At 64.3% G+C, this 16521-nt stretch carries 17 protein-coding genes and 2 tRNA genes; 14 read left to right on the top strand and 5 right to left on the bottom strand.

Annotated features, from left to right (window positions below; translation table 11 throughout):
• The first annotated feature begins 146 nt into the window (after window positions 1-146).
• Window positions 147-524, top strand: coding sequence for a DUF3052 family protein (locus BM031_RS21945; RefSeq protein ID WP_177207862.1), 378 nt, complete (start codon window positions 147-149; stop codon window positions 522-524).
• On the opposite strand, the gene queG is transcribed toward BM031_RS21945, so the two are convergent.
• Entirely contained in the window at window positions 495-1613 is a 1119-nt protein-coding gene (gene queG, locus BM031_RS21940) for a tRNA epoxyqueuosine(34) reductase QueG (RefSeq protein ID WP_091876679.1), read from the bottom strand. The two genes, BM031_RS21945 and queG, sit on opposite strands and share 30 nt — an antisense overlap.
• A gap of 52 nt (window positions 1614-1665) precedes the next feature.
• Here queG and tsaE point away from each other — a divergent pair, with 52 nt between their 5' ends.
• The 4 genes from tsaE to BM031_RS21920 all read left to right on the top strand — a co-directional run bounded on the left by tsaE (window position 1666) and on the right by BM031_RS21920 (window position 6126).
• Complete coding sequence (tsaE, locus tag BM031_RS21935) at window positions 1666-2148, top strand: tRNA (adenosine(37)-N6)-threonylcarbamoyltransferase complex ATPase subunit type 1 TsaE (RefSeq protein ID WP_091876678.1); 483 nt, start codon at window positions 1666-1668, stop codon at window positions 2146-2148.
• Window positions 2115-3536, top strand: coding sequence for an N-acetylmuramoyl-L-alanine amidase (locus BM031_RS21930; protein WP_091876677.1), 1422 nt, complete (start codon window positions 2115-2117; stop codon window positions 3534-3536). The genes tsaE and BM031_RS21930 overlap by 34 nt, the downstream gene beginning before the upstream one ends.
• Window positions 3537-3559: 23 nt before the next feature.
• Entirely contained in the window at window positions 3560-4354 is a 795-nt protein-coding gene (locus BM031_RS21925; protein WP_091876676.1) for a D-hexose-6-phosphate mutarotase, read from the top strand.
• 71 nt (window positions 4355-4425) lie between these two features.
• Entirely contained in the window at window positions 4426-6126 is a 1701-nt protein-coding gene (locus BM031_RS21920) for a M1 family metallopeptidase (RefSeq protein ID WP_091876675.1), read from the top strand.
• Between the two features lie 87 nt (window positions 6127-6213).
• Here BM031_RS21920 and BM031_RS21915 read toward each other — a convergent pair whose 3' ends face one another.
• Window positions 6214-7302: a carbonic anhydrase gene (locus BM031_RS21915; RefSeq protein WP_091876674.1), complete on the bottom strand. Its 1089-nt coding sequence runs from the start codon at window positions 7300-7302 to the stop codon at window positions 6214-6216.
• 121 nt (window positions 7303-7423) lie between these two features.
• The gene (locus tag BM031_RS21910; RefSeq protein WP_091876673.1) at window positions 7424-8068 is read right to left on the bottom strand and encodes a VTT domain-containing protein; all 645 of its coding nucleotides are present in this window, start codon (window positions 8066-8068) and stop codon (window positions 7424-7426) included.
• A 103-nt stretch (window positions 8069-8171) separates the two neighbouring features.
• Here BM031_RS21910 and BM031_RS21905 point away from each other — a divergent pair, with 103 nt between their 5' ends.
• The 7 genes from BM031_RS21905 (at window position 8172) to BM031_RS25810 (ending at window position 13732) form a co-directional block, all read left to right on the top strand.
• Window positions 8172-9119 carry a peptidylprolyl isomerase gene (locus BM031_RS21905; RefSeq protein WP_091876672.1) on the top strand — a complete coding sequence of 316 codons (948 nt, stop codon included), beginning with the start codon at window positions 8172-8174 and terminating at the stop codon, window positions 9117-9119.
• A 28-nt stretch (window positions 9120-9147) separates the two neighbouring features.
• Window positions 9148-11064, top strand: coding sequence for a DNA mismatch repair endonuclease MutL (gene mutL / locus BM031_RS21900; protein ID WP_091876671.1), 1917 nt, complete (start codon window positions 9148-9150; stop codon window positions 11062-11064).
• Window positions 11064-12020, top strand: a complete 957-nt coding sequence (gene miaA, locus BM031_RS21895; RefSeq protein WP_091876670.1) for a tRNA (adenosine(37)-N6)-dimethylallyltransferase MiaA — start codon at window positions 11064-11066, stop codon at window positions 12018-12020. The genes mutL and miaA overlap by 1 nt, the downstream gene beginning before the upstream one ends.
• A gap of 81 nt (window positions 12021-12101) precedes the next feature.
• Window positions 12102-12178 (top strand) — tRNA-Met (locus tag BM031_RS21890).
• A gap of 60 nt (window positions 12179-12238) precedes the next feature.
• Window positions 12239-12315: transfer RNA gene (locus tag BM031_RS21885), tRNA-Met, on the top strand.
• 181 nt (window positions 12316-12496) lie between these two features.
• Entirely contained in the window at window positions 12497-13135 is a 639-nt protein-coding gene (locus BM031_RS21880; RefSeq protein WP_229409143.1) for an IS66 family transposase, read from the top strand.
• Window positions 13136-13534: 399 nt separating this feature from the next.
• A complete protein-coding gene (locus tag BM031_RS25810) occupies window positions 13535-13732 on the top strand; it encodes a hypothetical protein (RefSeq protein WP_091876669.1) in 198 nt (65 codons plus the stop codon).
• 23 nt (window positions 13733-13755) lie between these two features.
• Here the strand turns inward: BM031_RS25810 and BM031_RS25690 are convergent, their stop codons facing one another.
• Window positions 13756-14040 (bottom strand): hypothetical protein, encoded by a 285-nt coding sequence (locus BM031_RS25690; protein ID WP_177207861.1) that lies wholly within the window; start codon window positions 14038-14040, stop codon window positions 13756-13758.
• Window positions 14041-14861: 821 nt separating this feature from the next.
• Here BM031_RS25690 and BM031_RS26145 point away from each other — a divergent pair.
• A complete protein-coding gene (locus BM031_RS26145) occupies window positions 14862-15542 on the top strand; it encodes an IS5 family transposase (protein WP_307187482.1) in 681 nt (226 codons plus the stop codon).
• A gap of 20 nt (window positions 15543-15562) precedes the next feature.
• Entirely contained in the window at window positions 15563-15796 is a 234-nt protein-coding gene (locus BM031_RS26140; RefSeq protein ID WP_441293479.1) for a transposase, read from the top strand.
• Window positions 15797-16192: 396 nt separating this feature from the next.
• Here the strand turns inward: BM031_RS26140 and BM031_RS21860 are convergent.
• A partial coding sequence (locus tag BM031_RS21860; protein WP_143084674.1) for an integrase core domain-containing protein occupies window positions 16193-16521 on the bottom strand: 329 nt, incomplete at its 5' end.

The following is a 16521-nucleotide window of genomic DNA, read 5'->3' as shown; positions in this document are numbered from 1 at the left end:
AGGGTGGCCGGCTACGCCGGCCACCCTACCAATTCCGCACCGCAAGCGTCACAGCCCTTTGAACGAAGCCTTGTAAAATGTACCTGAACGCGTCGTAGCCGCCGTGAACACCCTCGGCTGCGCAGCACTTGCATTTAGGAACTCCCATGAGCGAAAAATCTGTTGCAGACAAGATGTTTCTACGGACGGCGAAATCGATGCTGGTCCTGAACAGCCAGGCCAACCCCGCCGTGGCCGCCCAGATGCCGGCCGAGCTCGTCAAGGAAGGCGATGGCCCGGTCGATGTGATCCTGATGTTCGCGCTCAACCGCAAGGAACTCGAGCAATACATGCCGACCGCCAAGGAGCGCCTGGGCGACAAGGGTTCGCTGTGGATCGCCTACCTCAAGCAGACCGCCTCCAAGGCCACCGACATCAACCGCGATTCCATCAACGCCTATGCCAAGGAAAACGGCATCACGGCGGTGGCGATGATCTCGATCGACGGCGACTGGTCAGGCCTGCGCCTCAAGCGCATCGAGTAGCACGCCATGCCGGGCCAGCGCCCAGGCCACGTGTTCGCGCACCAGGCTTGAAGGGTGCGCGGCGCGTGCGCGCAGGGCCGCGACGATCGCCGCATCTCCCCTGCCCGCCGCGCTCGCCGCGGCATTGCCCAGCCCCACCGCCAGGTTGCGCAGCCAGCGCTCGTGGCCAATTCGCCGGATCGGGCTGCCTTCCATGCGGCGGTTGAATTCGTCCTCGTCCCACGCGAACAGGTCCACCATGCCCGCAGCGCCAAGTCCGTTGCGCTCGTCGAAATCCGGCAAGGCAGCGCGCTGCGCGAACTTGTTCCACGGGCAGGCCAGCTGGCAATCGTCGCAGCCATAGATGCGGTTGCCGATCAGCGGCCGCAGTTCTTCGGGAATACTGCCCTTGAGTTCGATCGTGAGGTAGGAAATGCAGCGCCGCGCGTCCAGCCGGCCGGGGCCGAGGATGGCCTGGGTTGGGCAGACATCGATGCAGGCCTGGCACTGGCCGCAGTGCGCGCCGGTGGGCGGATCCACCGGCAGCGGCAGGTCGACCAGGATTTCGCCGATGAAGAAGGTGGAACCGGCGGCGCGCGACAGCAGCAGGGTGTGCTTGCCGCGCCAGCCCAGGCCGGATTTTTCCGCCAGCGGCAATTCCATCACCGGCGCCGAATCGGTAAACACGCGGTAGCCGAGTTCGCCCACGGCCAGCTTCACCCGTTCGGCCAGGGCCTGCAGGCGGTTGCGCAGCACCTTGTGGTAGTCGCGTCCGCGTGCATACACCGACACCACGGCCGCGCCGGGCTCCAGCTGGCGCGCAGCTTCTTCCGCACGCCAGCCGTCGCCGCGGGTGGCGGGCAGGTAATCCATGCGCGCCACGATCGCGCGCACCGTGCCGGGCACCAGTTCGTTCGGACGCGCACGCTTCATGCCGTGGCTTGCCATATAATCCATCTCGCCGTGGAAGCCCGCATCCAGCCAGGCCTGCAATCCCGCTTCCGCATGCGCCAGGTCGACGTCGGCAATGCGCACGTCGGCGAAACCGAGCTCGCGGCCCCAGGCCTTGATGGCGCGGGCTAGTTCAGGCAAATCGGGGGAAGTGGTCATGGCAGATGGAACAACGCGGCGCACTGCGCCTTTCAACCCGCTATTTTATTCGATGCAGCCCTTCACAGCGCACCTACCCGACGAATCCGCCACTGCCGCCCTGGGCGCCGCGCTCGCACGCGCGCTCCATCCCGGCCTGGTGATCTACCTGCACGGCGACCTCGGCGCGGGCAAGACCGCCCTCACCCGCGCCCTGATCCAGGCCGCCGGGCACCGGGGCACGGTCAAGAGCCCCACCTACACGCTGTCCGAGCCCTACCGAGTGGAAGTGGCCGGCGCGCCGGTGAACATCATCCATTACGACCTGTACCGCATGGCCAGCCCGGAAGAATTCCTGGACGCGGGCTTCCGCGAGGATTTCGACGGCAAGAACATCTGCATCGTCGAATGGCCGGAAAAAGGCGAGCCGGTGTTGCCCCCACCCGATTTACGTGTGTTGCTTAGCGTCAGCGGCCTCGGCCGTGATGTAGAATTGCAGGCGTTGTCTCAATCAGGCCTGCTATGCCTCGACCATCTCGCCTACCCGCCCTCCTGATTCCCGCTTCGCCGCGCCGCCGCACCCTGCTCAAGGCCGGGGGCACGCTGCTGCTGTCGGTGGTGAACCCGCTGCCGGCCAGTGCCGCCCAGATCCTGGCCGTGCGGGTCTGGCCCGCGCCCGACTACACCCGCGTGACGCTGGAAAACGACAGCGACCTCAAGACCCAGCACTTCCTCGTGGCCGACCCGCCGCGGCTGGTGGTGGACATCGAGGGCCTGGGCCTGAACGGCACATTGAGGAGCCTGGTCGCCAAGGTCGAAGCGAATGACCCGTACATCAAGCAGGTGCGCGTGGGCCAGAACCGGCCGAACGTGGTGCGCCTGGTGTTCGACCTCAAGGAAGAAGTCAAGCCGCAGGTGTTCACGCTGGCCCCGGTGGCCGGCTACCAGCACCGCCTGATCTTCGACCTGTACCCGACCCGCCCGGTGGACCCGATCGCCGCGATGATCGAAAAAGGCGAGTGGCACACCGAGCGCGCGCCAGCCGCGGCCACCGCCGCCACCAGCGCCAACCCGGCCTCGCCGCTGCCGGCCACGCCGCCGGCCCAGACCGAAGTGGGGCTTGACGCCATCGCCAAGCTCGAATCCGAGATGTCGGCGCTGGACGGCACCCCGCCGCCGCAGGCGGTGCAGCCGACGCCATCGAAGACAGCCAAACCGCCTTCCCAGAAGGTGGTGCGGATGGTGACCATCGCGCTCGACCCCGGCCATGGCGGCGAAGACCCGGGCGCGGTCGGCGCCACCGGGGCCTATGAAAAGGACATCGTGCTGGCGGTGGCCAAGCGCCTGAAGGCCAAGCTGGAAGCGCTGCCCAATACCCGCGTGATGCTGACCCGCGACGGCGACTACTTCGTGCCGCTCGGCCAGCGCGTGCAGAAGGCGCGCAAGGTGCAGGCCGACCTGTTCGTGTCGATCCACGCCGACGCATTCGTGTCGCCCACCGCGCGCGGCTCGTCGGTATTCGTGCTGTCGGAAAAAGGCGCCAGCTCGAGCGCCGCGCGCTGGCTCGCGAACGACCAGAACAAGGCCGACCTGATCGGCGGCGCCAACTTCGCGACCCAGGACAAGCAGATCGCCAGCGTGCTGTTCGACCTGTCGACCACGGCCCAGATCAACGACAGCCTGAAGCTCGGCAAGGCCGTGCTGACCGAGATCGGCGGCATCAACCGCCTGCACAAGAACGCGGTCGAGCAGGCCGGTTTCGCGGTGCTGAAAGCACCTGACATTCCGTCGATTCTGGTGGAAACTGCCTTTATTTCGAACCGCGAGGAAGAAGCGAAGCTGCGCGACGAGGGCTACCAGAACCAGCTGGCCGAAGCCATCACCAAGGGCATCAAGCGCTACTTCGCCGACAATCCGCCCATGGCCAAGAGCCGCCAGACCTGATTCCACCCGCCGGAGCCGCCACCATGACCATCGCCACCCATACCAACGTCGGGCAGCTGCCGGCGATCCGCATCCAGGCCCCGGATGGCGCCGAGGCCACCGTCACGCTGTACGGCGCCCATGTGGTCTCGATGAAGGGCGCAGACGGCCAGGAGCGCCTGTTCCTGAGCGCGAAGTCGGCGCTGGACGGCCGCAAGGCCATCCGCGGCGGCGTGCCGGTGATCTTTCCCCAGTTCGCCGAACGCGGCGCCGGCATGCGCCACGGCTTTGCGCGCGTGTCCACCTGGCGCCTGGAAGACAGCGGCCTGGAAGGCGACGCGGCCTGGGCCGAATTCGGCCTGGCGCTGGGCGACCTGCCGCCCAGCATGGCCGACGCCTGGCCGCACCAGTTCATGCTGGCCCTGCGCGTGACGGTGCGCGCCAACGAACTGGCGATGGCGCTCACGGTGCGCAACCTGGGCGCGGCGCCCTTCCCCTTCTGCGCGGCCCTGCATACCTACTTGCTGGTGCCGGACGTGTGCGAAGCGCGCATCGAGGGCATCTCGTCGGACGAGATCTCGATCATCGACAAGCTCGACGCCGTGTACCCGCACGTGGCGGGACGCGCGCTGCTGTCCACCAGCGCCGGCACGCGCGTGATGGAACAAGGCGGCTTCCTCGACGCCGTGGTGTGGAACCCGGGCGCGGTCGATGCGGCGGCGCTGGCCGACATGGAGAAGGACGAGTACAAGCGCTTCGTGTGCATCGAGCCGGCGCTGCTCGATCCGCACATGCTGGAACCGGGCAAGGTCTGGCGCGGGACCTACCGGCTCAGCTAACGGGGCTGTCAATATATCCACCCGTTTTTTGCTGTGCTAGATTGGCAAGCTTCTCCACGCCGCCAGTCCCGATGAAAAAGACCCTGATCGCCGCGACCTGTTCGCTGCTCGCCGCCTGCGCCACCCAGGCCCCGCTCACCGAGCACACCGTCAATTCCGGCGCGCCGCGCAGCCCCGACCAGCTGGCGCTGGAATTCGACAAGGCCGACCTGAGCCTGCGCATCGATCCCGCCAGCCGCAGCATCCGCGGCGACGCCCTGCTCACCTTCGGTACCCGCGCGCCCACCGACCGCATCGAGCTCGACCTCGACCGCAACCTGCCGATCGAGGCGATCGAAGTGGATGGCCAGCTTCTACCGGCGACTGGCTGGAGCAACCCGGAGGGCCGCCTCACCGTGCGCCTGCCCCAGCGCCTGGAACCGGGCCGCCAGGCGACGATCCGGGTGCGCTACCAGGGCAAGCCGCATGTGGCCAAGAATGCCCCGTGGGACGGCGGCTTCGTCTGGTCGCAGACTCCGGACGGCCAGCCCTGGGTGGCCAGCGCCGTGCAGGGCGAAGGCTGCGACCTGTTCTGGCCCTGCATCGACCACCCGACCGGCAAGCCGAAACTGCTCGACCAGCACATCGCCGTGCCCGCACCCCTGGTCGCGGCCGGCAACGGCGTCGCCATGGGCATGGACGAAGCCGACGGCTGGCGCACCTGGCACTGGCGCACCAAACACCCCAGCACCTACGGCATCGCGATCAACGTCGGGCCCTACAAGGTATTGGAGGGCAGCTACGCCAGCCGCTATGGCAATAGCATCCCGCTGCGCATGTGGTACCTGCCGCAGAGCGAAAAAGGGGCGGCCGAGCTGTTCACCGAATTCCCGCAGATGCTCGACTTCTTCGAGGGCACCATCGGCCCCTACCCCTTCGGCGATGAAAAGATGGGCGTGGTCGAGACCCCGCACAAGGGCATGGAGCACCAGACCATCAACGCCTACGGCAACAAGTACGCCAAGACCGCCTACGGCTACGACGAACTGCTGCAGCACGAATTCGCCCACGAATGGTTCGGCAACCAGCTGACCAATGCCGACTGGGACGACATGTGGCTGCACGAAGGCCTGGGCAGCTACATGCAGCCGCTCTACATGCAGCACCTGCGCGGCAACCAGGAATATTTCGCCTCGCTGATGCAGCAGCGCGCCGGCATCGAGAACAAGGCGCCGATCGTGTCGGGCAAGCCGAAGCGCGAGGAAGACGTCTACAGCACCGAGCGCGGTGGGCCGGGCCAGGACATCTACACCAAGGGCTCGCTGGTGATGCACACGCTGCGCGGCCTGCTCGGCGACGAGGCGTTTTTCCGCACCGTGCGCGAAGTGGTGTACGGCAGCGCCGACCCGAAGCCGGGCCAGATCGCGCCGCGCTACGGGACCACGGTGGAATTCATTGCGATTGCCGAGCGCGTGAGCGGGCGCAAGCTGGACTGGTTCTTCCAGGCTTACCTGTACCAGAAGGGGCTGCCGGAGTTGGTGGCAAGCCGCAACGGTTCCAGCTTGCAGCTGGCGTGGAAGACCGAGAAGGGCACGCCTTTCCCGATGCCGCTCGAGGTGCGCGTGGGCGAGCGTGTGGTGACGCTGCCGATGGCAGACGGGCGCGGTAGTGTGGAGGTGAAGGACAGGGAGAGTGTGACGCTGGACCCGAACTCACGGATTTTGAAGCGGGAAGAGCATATCGAGCGCTTCCAGAAGTACAAGGAAGAGCAGAAGAAAAAGCGCAAGACCTAAGGCAAAATCCTTCTTTTGTTAACCCCAAGACCGTCGTTCCGGCCTGCGCCGGAACGACGTGCTGAGAGTGGCTTGCTCTTAGTGAAATCAATTCGATTCCTTGATCATCCGCCCATTACTCTGCTGCACCGGCCTTGCATTGAGCGGATACAGGCGCGAGAACAGCGCCATCTGCGCCGGCGACGCCTGCATGGTCTGCTTCATGACGATCCACAGCACATCCTCCGTGCAGGGCGGCTCGGTCAGCGAACCCATGTAGGTAAAGTATTCACGCTTTTCCGGCAGCGCTTCGTTCGGGTCGATCAGGATCGAGGGCGACACTGCCTGCTTCTTTTCCAGCGGCAGGTTGTTCCACACCGTCTGGATCAGGCTGTTGGCGCGGCCGCGTTCGAGCAGCACGGCCAGCACCAGCAGCTTGCCTTCGAAGCTGCGGTGCACGAAGTGGATCACCATTTCCGTGCCCTTGCCGTTGATGCGCTCTTCCGACGGGCGGTGGAAGTGGAATTGCTGGAGTTCGTAGGCCTGGTTACCCACCGTGAGGAAGTTGCCGCCGCCGACCGTCACCTGGATCGTGTGGCCGTTGTCGACTTCGCTGAACGAGGTCGGATGATAGTCGAACGTGATTTGCTCGAGGTCGACCTTCATGCCGTCGCGCAGGTCGATCGGCGACTGGCGGTTGCCGGTGCCGCACTTGGCCCAGGCCGCATTGATGTTCGACCAGTTGGCCGGGCCGTACTCGCCCTCGTAGGACCAGTGGGTGCCGTTCTTCGGCTTGCTGGCCACGGCAATCGCGGCTTCGGCTTCCTTGCGGCGCTTGGCGTCGGCCGCCCTCTTGGCCTTGGCGGCGTTGGCCGCGCGCACCTGCTGCTGGGCGCGCAATTCGGCCAGGCGCTCGGCGATGCGCACCGACAGGTCGACTTCGGACTGGTCTTCGGCGGCGGCGGCGGCCGGCACGGCAGGCTTGGCGGCCTTGGTGGCGGCATCGGCGGCGGCGGCGATCGCCTTCAGGTCGGGCGTGACCACCGGCTTGGCCGAGGCCGTGGCCTTGCCTTCAAGGATGGCCTTGACGTTGGCCGACCTGCCGTCAGCGGCGGCGGCGGGCTTGGGAGCGGGGTCGCTTGCGCTTGCGCCAGCCATGGCAAGGCTGCAGGCAAACAGGGCGATGAGGTGGCGCATGGGATTCCAGAAAGTGGTCTGTCCTCATGCTTATCGGCAAAAAGTACCCTGAACTTGAGTGCGCTAAAGCAACAACGCCCCGAAAATATCGGAGCGCTGCACGAATGACAAGAGGTGTTTGTTATCGGCTCATCATGCGCCGGCCGAACTTGTACAGTCCGCCAAGGGCCAGCGGCACGATCGCTGCCGACACGCCGACCAGCACGATCTCGGTCAGGTGGTCGCGCACGATCGGGATATTCCCGAAGAAGAAGCCGGCCGTAACCAGGCTGGCCACCCACAGCACCGCGCCGGTCACGTTATAGACCTGGAAGCGCGCATGGGTCATCTCCGACACGCCCGCCACGAACGGGGCGAAGGTGCGCACCACCGGCACGAAGCGCGCCAGGATGATGGTCTTGCCGCCATGTTTTTCGAAGAAGTCGTGGGTGCGCTGCAGCGCCTCCTTGTTGATCCAGCGGTAATTGTGCGTGAATACCCGGTGGCCGATGGCCTGCCCGATATAGTAATTCAGGGTGTTGCCCGTGACTGCGGCGAGGATGAGCAGGGCCATCAGCAGCGGATAGCTCATCTGGCCGGTGGCGCAGAAGGCGCCGGCAATGAACAGCAGGGTGTCGCCGGGGAAGAAAAACAGGAGGACCAGGCCGGTCTCGCAAAACACGATCAGGAACAGCACGATGTAGACATACGTCCCGTACTGGGCCAGCAGGGTGCCCAGCGTCTTATCGACATGGAGGATCATGTCGAACAATTGCATCAGATCCATAATTTTCCTAAATGGTAGCCCGGCATCATACCACCAGTCACCTTGCCATCCTGGCCAGGATCCCGCTTACAATCCCCAGGATAACAACCATTCTGGAGACTGCATGACCGGCTCGATCACCCCAACGCGTACCATCCTCGCCGCCCTGGCCCTGGCGGCCGCCGCCGCCCAGGCCGCCCCGGCCGCGGCGCCAAAGGCGGCCGGCGAACTGCCGCCCAAGCCGTCGATGGCCGACGTGCTCAAGACCTCCAAGCCGGCCGACTGGCGCCCGCTCGACCCGGAAAACACGCTGTACATGGACTTGCCGACCGGCCGCGTGATCATCGAGCTGGCGCCGAACTTCGCGCCGCTGACCGCCGCCAACATCCGCGCCCTGGTGCGCGAGAATTACTTCGATGGCTTGGCCATCATCCGCTCGCAGGATGGCTTCGTGGTGCAGTGGGGCGACCCGGACGACGTCAATCCGAAGCCGCACAAGGCCCCCAAGACGGTCAAGGCCGAGTTCACGGCGCCAATCAAGGGCAGCGGCAGCTTTACCCGCCTGAAGGATGGCGACGTCTACGCGCCGCAGGTCGGCCACGTGAATGGCTTTCCGGCCGCGCGCGACCCAGCCAGGGGCACGACCTGGCTGACCCACTGCCCGGCCATGGTCGGCGTGGCGCGCGACACCGACGCCGACACCGGCAACGGCTCGCAGCTCTACGTGGTCACCGGCCACGCGCCGCGCCAGCTCGACCGCAACATCACGGTGGTGGGCCGGGTGGTGCAGGGCATGCCGCTGCTGTCGGTGCAGCCGCGCGGCGCCGCCGCCGCCGGCTTTTATGAAAAGCCCGAACAGCGCATGCCGATCAAGTCGGTGCGCATCGCCGCCGACCTGCCGGAAGCCGAGCGCAGCCGGTTCGAAGTGCTGCGCACCGAGAGCGCCATCTACCAGGCCGTGGTCGAGGCCCAGCGCAACCGCGGCGGACCGTGGACCAAGGTCGCGGCCGGCAAAATCGACCTGTGCAGCGCCCCGATCCCGGTGCGCGAGCAGAAAACAGACCCACGCTGACAGCAGGTGGCCGGGATATAATTTGGCGATGAACGCGCCCGTCCCAGCCCACCGTCCCATCCAGCAGCTCAATGACCAGCTGATTTCCCAGATTGCCGCCGGCGAGGTCGTCGAACGGCCCTCCGCGGTGGTCAAGGAGCTGCTCGAGAACGCGCTCGACGCCGGCGCCACCCAGATCACCGTGCGCCTCGAAGAAGGCGGCGTCAAGCGCATCGCCATCACCGACAACGGCCGCGGCATCGAGCCCGAGCAGCTGCCGCTGGCCATGGCGCGCCACGCCACCTCCAAGATCGCCTCCCTGCACGACCTCGAGCACGTCGGCACGCTGGGCTTTCGCGGCGAGGCGCTGGCCTCGATCGCCTCGGTGGCGGCGGTGCGCATCACCTCGCGCACGCCTGGCGCTGCGCACGCATATGAAATCGTCGGCTCGCACGAAGGCACCGTGGCGCCATCGTCCGGCGCCTTCGGCACCACGATCGACGTCCAGGACCTGTACTTCAATACCCCGGCGCGCCGCAAATTCCTGAAATCCGAACAGACCGAATACGGCCACTGCGCCGAAGTCGTGCGCCGCATCGCGCTGTCGCGCCCGGACGTGGCCTTCAGCCTCACCCACAACGGCCGCACCATCGACCACTGGAACGTGGGCGAAGCGGCCAAGCGCAGCGCCCAGATCCTCGGCAGCGACTTCGCCGACGCCCGCCTGCAGCTCGACGAATCGGCCGGCCCGCTGCGCCTGCACGGCTACGCCGGCCTGCCGACTGCCTCCAAGGCGCGCGCCGATGGCCAGTTCTTCTACGTGAACGGGCGTTTCGTGCGCGACAAGCTCTTGGTGCACGCGGTGCGCGCGGCCTACCAGGACGTGCTGCACGGCGACCGCTTCCCGTCCTATGTGCTCTCGCTCGACCTCGACCCGGCCCTGGTCGACGTCAACGTGCACCCGTCGAAGATCGAAGTGCGCTTCCGCGACAGCCGCGCGGTGCACCAGTTCGTGTTCCATGCGGTGCAGCGCGCACTGGCGCAGACCTCGGCCACCGCGCATGGCAGCGCGCCGGCGCCGATCTCGGCGGCCGAAGTGCGGCCGTCCGGCACGCCGCAGTGGGATGCCCGCCCGGCGCCGCGCCCGCACGAGCAGACCAGTTTTGGCGCCCAGCTGGCGCCGAGCTATTCGCCGTCGCCCTTCGCACCGGGCAGCCGCTGGGACGATGCGCGGCCGCAGCCAGAGACGGGCGGCGTGGCCCAGCGCCTCGAATCCTATGGCGCGCTATTCGCAGCGGGCGAGGCCTCCCGGGCCGCGGCGCCGGTGGGCGTGCCGTTTGCCAGCGGCGAGCGGCCGCTGTCGAGCGACGACTTCCCGCTCGGCTTCGCGCTGGCCCAGCTGCACGGCATCTACATCCTGGCCCAGAACACCAAAGGCCTGGTGCTGGTCGACATGCACGCCGCGCACGAGCGCATCCTCTACGAGCAGATCAAGAATGCGCTGGACGCGCGCCTCGAGGGCGAAGAGCTGCAGGTGCAGCAGATGCTGATCCCGGTGACCTTCTACGCCGACGCGGTCGAAGTGGCGACCGCCCAGGACCACGCCGACACGCTCAAGACCCTCGGCTTCGACATCGCCGCCCTGTCGCCCACCACGCTGGCGGTGCGCACCGTGCCGACGCTGCTGAAGAACGCCGATGCGCAAACGCTGGCGCGCGACGTGCTGCGCGACGTGCGCGAATACGGCGGCTCGCGCGTGTTGATCGAGCGCCGCAACGAGCTGCTCGGCACCCTCGCCTGCCACACGGCGGTGCGCGCCAACCGGGTGCTGGCGGTGCAGGAGATGAATGCGCTGCTGCGCCAGATGGAAATCACCGAGCGCTCCGACCAGTGCAACCACGGCCGCCCGACCTGGGTGCAGCTCGAGATCTCCGCGCTCGACAAACTCTTCCTGCGCGGCCAGTGATGGCGCCGAACAGCAACAAGCCGATGGCGGTGGCCATCATGGGCCCGACCGCGTCCGGCAAGACGGCAGCGGCGCTGGCGATCGCGCACACCCGGCCGGTGGAGATCATCTCGGTCGATTCGGCCCTGATCTACCGCGGCATGGACATCGGCACCGCCAAGCCGACCCCGGAAGAACTGGCGAGCGCGCCGCACCACCTGATCGACATCCTCGACCCGCTGGACAGCTACTCCGTCATGCAGTTCCGCGACGATACCCTGCGCCTGGTGGCGGAAATTACCGCGCGCGGCGCGCTGCCGCTGCTGGTGGGCGGCACGATGATGTATTTCAAGGGGCTCACCGACAGCCTGGACGACCTGCCGACCGCCGACGCCGCCGTGCGCGCCGCCATCGAAGAAGACGCCGCGCAGGTCGGCTGGCCCGCCATGCACGCCAGGCTGCGCGAGCGCGACCCGACCACGGCCGAGCGCCTCAAGCCCAACGACGCTCAGCGCATCAACCGCGCGCTGGAGATCATCGAATTGACCGGCCAGCCGATGTCGGCGCTGCTGGGCAAGCGCGAAAAACCCGAGCTGCCTTTTGAGCTGGTGTCGTACGCGCTGGAGCCGTCCGACCGCGCGGTGCTGCACCGGCGGATCGCGCTGCGCTTCGACCAGATGCTGGGCACGCGCGACGACGAAGGACTGGTGGCGGAAGTAGCGCGCCTGCGCGCACGCGGCGACCTGTCGCCCAACCTGCCCTCGATGCGCTGCGTCGGCTACCGCCAGGCCTGGGATTACCTGGACGGCAGCATCACCCGCACCGAGCTGCGCGAGCTGGGCATCATCGCCACGCGCCAGCTGGCCAAGCGCCAGCTCACCTGGCTGCGCGCGATGCCGGACCGGATCGTGATAGACTGCCTAGGCAGTGATCCAACGCAGGCCTTGCTCGACCATTTGCACAGCTTGGAAAAATGACATCGCTTCGGGTATTTTTGTTGCGATGCGGCGTCCAGCCTTGACAGGCCGCGCCCCAGCTTGGATAATGCCTGCCGTTGCGGTGATATAGCTCAGTTGGTTAGAGCACAGCACTCATAATGCTGGGGTCGGTGGTTCAAGTCCACCTATCACCACCAAGAATTCCGCACAGATGGCTTGGCTCTCAAGGGTCAAGCCATTTTGCTTTTGCCGCTTTCGGTGATATAGCTCAGTTGGTTAGAGCACAGCACTCATAATGCTGGGGTCGGTGGTTCAAGTCCACCTATCACCACCAGGAATTGAATAAGCCGTTGATTCGAAAGGATCAGCGGCTTTTTCGTTACCGACTCTAGTCGATGGTGTCGCACAAAGGTGCTACACATGGCAGCAAAATTTCTCACTAGATCAAGGCACGGGACCATCTATTATTTTCGCCAACGCGGTCCGCTGCGACGCAAAACGCCGTTGGTCGGCGAGTGCTAGTACAGTCTCTAGAGACAAGCGACCGCCGGGTCGCCATTGTCCGCAGTCGGTCGCTCGCTTGCCTGGCCCACATCCGGCGCAAGTTCTTCGACCTGCACGCCGCCAGCGGCTGCCCTGTAGCTGAGGAAGCGCTGCGCCGTATCGCGCAGTTGTACGCCATCGAACATGACGCCGCCAGCTTGAGCCCTGACCGGCGCCTGGCCCTGCGCGCGGCGCGCGCTGTGCCGGCGTTGGACGAACTGCACGCGTGGCTCTTGGCTACGCAGCGCACCGTGGCCATCGGCAGCGGCACGGGCAAGGCCATCGAGCACGCCCTCAAGCGCTGGCCGGCCCTGGTGCGCTACGCCAGCTCCGGCATCCTGCCGATCGACAATAACTCGGTCGAGAATGCGATCCGCCCGATCGCCATCGGAAAGAAAAACTGGTTGTTCGCCGGCTCGGAGCAGGCTGGCCGCCGCTCCGCGGCCATTCAGAGCCTGTTTGCCACCGCCAAACTCAACGGGCTGGATTCAGCCCGGTGGCTTGCCGACACCCACGACGGACTCCCGACCTGCCCGAACAGCAAGATCGATTCGCTGCTGCCATGCAAGATCGATTCGCTGCTGCCATTTGCGGACTCTACGCTGGCTTGACGTTGCCGTGAAGGTGGGGCGGCTGGACGCTTACCGCACAAGAGCAGGGGGCAGAATATGGCAAGCAAGGTAAAGAGCAAGACCGCCGCACCGACTGCAGACGCGGCAAGTACCACGCTGACCGTGACCGACGATGGCAGCGGCAAGAATCGGCATCGCAGAATCGCTGAACTCGGCTTGTCGGCAGTCGTGACGACACGGTCACGGCATCACATTTAGCCAAGGATTCATTCGGTGCACTCGACATCTCCGAATCAATCAGCGTGATGAACGAGAAAATCGCCAAGATGAAGGCTCGCGACATGTCCGATGTGGAAGCGCCCCTGATAGCGCAGGCGGTCACGCTCGACACCGTGTTAAACGAACTGGCACGGCACGGCGGCGAACTTTGGCGCGCACATGACCGCTACCGAAACATACTTGAGGCTGGCCATCAAGACGCATGCGCAATGCCGGTCGACGCTGGACACGCTGGCCGAAGTGAAGTATCCCCAAGCGGCAACCGTCGTTCGCCAGCAAAACGTCGCGTATCAGCAGCAGGTGAACAATCACGGCGATAACGCGATCCGTACACGGCAGGCGCACCTGTGTAGGTGAAATCGTGAATTAATCGAAACGAACTATTGGAGGCGCAGCATGGCGAACGGATGGACACCAGAGCGACCCGCAAGGCACGCGGCGCTAATCCGCACCTGGAGGCCGTGGGAGTGCTCCACGGGCGCTAGGGCGGCAGCAGGCAAGGCGCGAAGCAGTAGGAATGCCGATAAGCCGGAGTCGTTCAACAGGCGAATGCTGGCGATGAAAAAAGAGGTCGCGGCGCTGGTGTTGCAGGCGAAGGAAATCGGAAGCTTGTTCAGGTAGCGCGAAAGTGCGACCATCGCCAGTCTGAGGGATTGGATATTCATGCAGAGTGCCCGCCAACCAACCCGACTGTGACAATTTACTATATTTACCCTCACTTACGACCTGTACTATCGAACAGTGAAAGAATGCCGCGATCAAGATAAATTGCTTTCGATGTCGCTTTCGCAGCTAATCCCAATAGGGGCCTGCGAAGAAAAAACCGGCACATCCATAATTCTAAATTCAAAGAGTAAAAAATATTATTTGCAACTAACTAAAAACGACGATTTTACTGAAAGGGGATTTGAATGAAACTGAATTCGACACTTGGCCATGTATTTGCCGTAGCGATATTTATTTTCTGTTTGGACGCGGCGGCACAGACGCGATGTTCAACGGATTCGTTAGGCAATTCGACGTGTCGCGACAACAATGGCAACACAACTCGCAGCAGTACCGACTCCTTGGGCAACACAACTTGGCGTGACAACAATGGCAACACAACTCGCGGTAGTACCGACTCCTTAGGCAACACAACTTGGCGTGACAGCAATGGCAACACAACTCGCGGCAGCACCGACTCCTTGGGCAACACAACTTTGCGTGACAACAACGGAAATACGATCAGAGGGAGTACTGATTCGTTGGGCAACACAACCTGGCGTGACAGCAATGGCAATACGACGAGATGTAGCAAGGACTCTTTGGGCAACACAACATGTCGATAGTCGTCGCTTGACTGGGGGGAGCTAAATACTCAGGAAGCACTGATTCATTCGGCGCCAGCCGCTCCACCGGCGCCGCTCGTCTGAGATAATTTCGTTTCACCTCATCCCGTCCTGTCGATCATGCAGAAGAGCTTCTCCGACCTCGAGTAAAGAAGCTGACGCGGCGCGACCGCTTTCTTGCGGAAATCGACAAGGCCACCCCGTGGGGCAAGCTGCATCAAGCGATCGAACTGTTCTACCCGAAGGTCAAGGGCGCTGGCAGTCCGCCGATTGGACTGGCGCGCATGCTGCGCATGTACGTGGCCCAACAATGCTTTGGTCTGTCGGACGAAGGCATTGAGGACGCGATCTACGACAGCCAGGCAATTCGTGGCTTCGTCGGCATCGACCTGAACCGGGAGTCCGCACCCCGACGCGACGACATTGCTGAAGTTTCGCCATCTGCTGGAAGCGAATGGGCTGACCAAGAAGATCTTCGACACTATCAACGTCCATCTCGCCGAGAAGGGTTTGATGATGCGATGATGCGCGAGGGGACGATTGTCGACGCCACGCTGATCGCGGCGCCGCCTTCGACGAAGAACAAGGATGGAGAGCGCGATCCGGAAATGCACCAGTCGAAGAAGGGCAACGATTGGCACTTCGGGATGAAAGCGCACGTGGGCGTGGACGCTGCGTCGGGCCTCGTGCACACCGTCATCGGCACCGCCGGCAACGTCTCGGACGTCACGCAAGCTGGCGCGCTGTTGCACGGCGACGAGTCTGCTGCGCTGGGCGATGCGGGCTACCAGGCTCGGAGAATCAAGGCAAATCGGTCACGTGGCATGTCGCGATGAAGCGCTCCAAGCGCAAGGCGCTGCCAAAGAACAAACTGGGGCGCCTGCTCGAAAAACTGGAGCATCTCAAGGCTAGTGTGCGGGCGAAAGTCGAGCATCCGTTCCACGTCATCAAGAACCTGTTTCGTCATCGGAAGACGCGCTATCGCGGCCTGGCCGAGAACACTGCTCAGCTGTTCACGCTGTTCGGCTTCGCGAATCTGGTGCCGGCCGGCCGGCGATTTACGATCACTGAATCCCGACGTGCGTCCTGAGTTCCCAAATGCACATAAAACACGGTCGATTTTCTGAAAAACCGGCTGTCCCGGCGACAAAAAAACGAATCGCAAAGTGCTCGAGCGGCATTGCTGTCAAAACTCGGATCGCGCTGAAAAAATCCTCAATTGATCAGCGCTTCCTTAGCGGTCTGGCCACGTATTCAGCGCGATCAACTCGCGGGTGCGCGCTTCCTCTTCGTCGTTGCTCAGTTCATTTCTGGCCGGCACAGGGCCTGCGCTGCGGCGTTGATCTCGTTCTGAATAATCAGCACCTCGGTCGAGGCCCATCAAGCGCGCCTCAAGCGAGAGCGGCCCTAGCGACAAGCGAGACCATTTCGCGCACGCGCGCGAGGAGCGGGCTGAGGTGTACTGTCAATAGCGGACACTCTTGTTTCAAGCTGCCTGCTGTTGCCTGCTGAATTGTTCAGCAAATAAAGCCGGCGGAATATAGCCGAGGCGTGAGTGACGCCGCTGGCGGTTGTAGAAGCTTTCAATGTATTCCTGGATAGCCCTCTGAGCATCGGCCCGCGTGGCGTAACGCTGGTGGTGTACCAGCTCGTTTTTAAGGCTTCCCCAGAAGCTTTCCATCGGAGCGTTGTCGTAGCAGTTCCCCCTGCGTGACATGGATGCCTGCATGCCGAATTGTTTAACCAGTCCTTGGTAATCATGCGCGCAATACTGGCTGCCACGGTCAGAGTGGTGAATCAGCCCTGGCGCCGGAC

The organism is Massilia yuzhufengensis, assembly GCF_900112225.1.
Classification (GTDB): Bacteria; Pseudomonadota; Gammaproteobacteria; order Burkholderiales; family Burkholderiaceae_D; genus Telluria; species Telluria yuzhufengensis.
Note: the sequence above shows the minus strand (reverse complement) of the source record. Positions and strands in the feature narration are given on the sequence as shown.